3 protein-coding genes are annotated in these 3,589 nt (G+C 72.1%); all 3 read right to left on the reverse strand.

The annotated features are described in order from the left end of the window. On the reverse strand, positions 1–450 hold a 450-nt coding region (ruvX, locus tag Q1N79_RS18425), incomplete at its 3' end, for a Holliday junction resolvase RuvX (RefSeq protein ID WP_300610535.1). Positions 451–483: 33 nt separating this feature from the next. Further along, positions 484–3,213, reverse strand: coding sequence for an alanine--tRNA ligase (gene alaS, locus Q1N79_RS18430; RefSeq protein WP_300610538.1), 2,730 nt, complete (start codon positions 3,211–3,213; stop codon positions 484–486). A gap of 6 nt (positions 3,214–3,219) precedes the next feature. After that, a complete protein-coding gene (locus Q1N79_RS18435; RefSeq protein ID WP_300610540.1) occupies positions 3,220–3,444 on the reverse strand; it encodes a hypothetical protein in 225 nt (74 codons plus the stop codon). Between the last annotated feature and the right edge of the window lie 145 nt (positions 3,445–3,589).

The following is a 3,589-nucleotide window of genomic DNA, read 5'->3' on the forward strand; positions in this document are numbered from 1 at the left end:
CGGGCGCACCAGGTCGCCCGGTGCGAGCCCGGTCCGCCGCTCGGACTCGAGCGCCGCGTCGAGCAGCACCGCCGCGGCAGCCGAATCGACGCTCTGCCGCCGCGCGCGCGAGTCGTGCCCGCCCGCGCGCAGCGCGTCGTGCGCTGTCGCGGTGGTGAAACGCTCATCCACGAGCCGCACGGGAAGCGGCGCGACCCGGGCGGCGAGGTCCGCCGCGAACCGCCGCGCGGCAGCCGCGGCCGGGCCTTCACGGCCGGACAGGGACCTGGGCAGGCCCACCAAGATCTCCATTGCATCCTCGGTTGCGGCCAGCGAGGCAAGCGCGTCCAGATCGCCCTTGCCCCGCCGCACGACGGTCAGCGGGGTGGCGAGAACGCCGCCGGGATCGCAGCGTGCCACGCCAACGCGGACTGAGCCGGGGTCGACCGCCAGGCGAACCCCTGGCCTCATCGGACGAGCAGTCCGCGACAACATGGCAACACGCTACCCGCCAGTTCGGCCACTGTCCCGCAAAGCATTGCGGACAACATCAAACGCCGCATTTCCGTCACCTAGTACGAAGGTCGGCGCGGCACCGCCCTGGGCGATGTCCGGCCTGCCGCCGCCACCGCCGCCGAACGTCCTCGCCGTGCCGTTGGCCAGGGTACCGGCCGAGAGGCCGGCTTCGCGGCCCGCCTCATTGACCGCGAACAAGAAGATCGGCCGGTCTGCCGGCACTCCGGTCACCATGACCACTGCCGGCTGGGGCGCGGTGAAGCGCGACCGTACGTCAAGCGCCAGCTTGCGCATCGCGTCGGCATCCGTACCGTCCGGTACCCGGTAGGGGACGAACGTTATGCCGCCGATCTTCTCCGCCCGGGCCGCGATCTCGCCTGACGCCTCGAGGAGCTGGGCGGAACGGAACCGGGACAGCTCACGCTCCGCCTCGCGCAGCCGGGTCACCAGGCCGAAGACGCGCTCGGGCAGCTCTTCCTGGCGCGCCTTGAGCTGCTCGCCGAGCTGGCTGACCAGCACGCTCTCCCTGGCGAGGAACCGGAACGCGTCGATGCCCACGAGCGCCTCGACCCGGCGCACGCCGGACCCGATGGACGACTCGCCGAGCAGCTTCACCAGGCCGAGCTGGCCGGACCTGGCGACGTGCGTGCCGCCGCAAAGCTCGCGGGAGTACTCGCCGACCTCCACGACGCGGACCTCGCCGCCGTACTTCTCGCCGAATAGCGCCAGCGCCCCCATCGACCGGGCTTCCTCCAGCGAGGTGTGGAACGCGCGCACCGTCAGGTCGTCGATCAGCACCCGGTTGACCTCGTCCTCTACCTCGCGCAGCACGGTGACGGGCACCGCGCCCGCGGCGGTGAAGTCGAACCGCAGCCGGCCCGGGGCGTTCTCCGACCCCGCCTGCGCCGCGGACTCGCCGAGCGCGCCGCGCAGCGCGCGGTGCACCAGATGGGTCGCGGTGTGCGAGCGGGACGTCGCGCGGCGGCGCTCGACGTCGATCTCCGCGTACGCCTGGTCGCCGGTCGTCACCTCGCCGGACCGGACCGTGCCGCGGTGCACGATCAGCCCGGGCAGCGGCGTCTGGACGTCGGTCACCGCGATCTCGGCCGGGCCGCCGGGGCCGTCGGTCCTGATCACGCCCGTGTCGGCCAGCTGGCCGCCGCCCTCGGCGTAGAACGGGGTGCGGTCGAGCACGACGGCGACTTCCGAGCCGGCCGCGGCGGACCGCACCGGCACGCCGCCGCCGGACAGCAGCCCGGCCACCGTCGCCTCGCCCGCTGCCAGGTCATAGCCGGTGAACGTGACCCGGCCCGCCTGCTCGAGCAGCGTCGCGAACACCGAGATGTCCGCGTTGCCCGTCTTCTTTTCCGCCGCGTCCTTCTTCGCCCGCGCCCGCTGCTCGCCCATCAGCCGGCGGAAGCCCTCCTCGTCCACCGACAGGCCCTGTTCTGAGGCCATCTCCAGCGTCAGGTCGATCGGGAAGCCGTAGGTGTCGTGCAGCTGGAACGCCTGGGCGCCGGACAGCACCGCGGAGTGCTTGCGGCGCGTCTCCTCCACCGCCACGTCGAAGATGGCGGTGCCGGTGCGCAGCGTGCCCGCGAACGCCGCCTCCTCGGCGTCGATGACCGTGTGGATGTTGGCCGCGTCCCGGCGCAGCTCGGGGAACTGCTCGCCCATCGCGTCGATGGCGACCGCCGTCAGCTCGTGCATGAACCCCGTGGACGCGGGCTCGCCGCCGCCACGCTGCGCGCCCGACAGCAGCCGCAGGTTGCGGATGGAGCGGCGCAGCAGCCGGCGAAGCACGTAACCGCCTGCCTCGTTGCCTGGCAGCACGCCATCCTCGATGAGCATCACGGCGCTGCGCACGTGGTCGGCGACCACGCGCAGCGCCACGTCGGTCTTGCGGTCCCTGCCGTAGTCCTGCTCGGTGAGTTCGGCCGCCTTGTCGAGGATTTTCCAGGTGGTGTCGATCTCGTAGATGTTGTCCACGCCCTGCAGCAGCGCGGCCATCCGCTCCAGGCCCATGCCGGTGTCGACGTTGCGGTGCGGGAGCGGACCCTCGACGTCGAAGTCGTCCTTGGCGCGGACCGCGCTCAGCTGGTCCTGCATGAAGACCAGGTTCCATACCTCCAGGTACCGGTCCTCGTCGGCCTCTGGCCCGCCGTCGCGGCCGTACTCGGGGCCGCGGTCGTAGTAGATCTCCGAGCACGGGCCGCCCGGTCCCGGCACGCCCATGTGCCAGTAGTTGTCCTTCAGCCCCCTGCGCTGGATCCGGTCCCCGGGCAGGCCGATCTCGTCCCGCCAGATCGCGTAGGCCTCGTCGTCCCCGTGCAGCACGGTCGCCCACAGCTTCGACTCGGGGAAGCCGAACCCGCCGTCGCGCTCGGGCTTGGTCAGCAGCTCCCAGGCGAACGGGATCGCGCCTTCCTTGAAGTAGTCGCCGAACGACCAGTTGCCGAGCATCTGGAAGAACGTCGCGTGCCGTGTCGTCTTGCCGACTTCTTCGATGTCCAGGGTCCGCACGCACTTCTGCACGTCTGCCACCCGCTTGTACGGCGGTGTCTGCTGCCCGAGCAGGTACGGCTTGAACGGCTGCATCCCCGCGACCACGAACAGCAGCGTGGGATCGTCGGCGACGAGGCTGGCCGAGGGCACGATCGCGTGCCCCTGCGCCTCGAAGTACGCCAGGAAACGGCGGGCGATCTCAGCCGACTGCATGGGCGGTCATCCTTTTTCGTGGTGGTCTGTGTCTGCTCCGAGGGTAGGCCCTATCCGGCCCTGATGCCGAGCCGTGTACAGGTCCATGCCCTCCCGGACGTCGCGGGCGAAACGGGCCGTCTCACGGGCCCAGTTCTTCCTGGCCGCGCGGCGGCCGAACGCGGCGGCTCGCCGGTAGCCCACGATCCCGCCGACCGCCCCGACGAGGAGCCAGAACGCCCTGCGTATCATCGCGAGGTCCCCGTCCGGCCCCGGCCCGCGGGCGGAAGCTCGGCGCCGTTAACCAGGTGGCCGGGTAGGGCCCGGCGCCGGGTGCCGCGGCGCAGCGCGACCGCGTGCCGCACCCCGTAGGCGACCGCGGCCGCCCGCCCGGCCG

The organism is Trebonia sp. (genome assembly GCF_030042015.1).
Lineage (GTDB): Bacteria > Actinomycetota > Actinomycetes > Streptosporangiales > Streptosporangiaceae > Trebonia.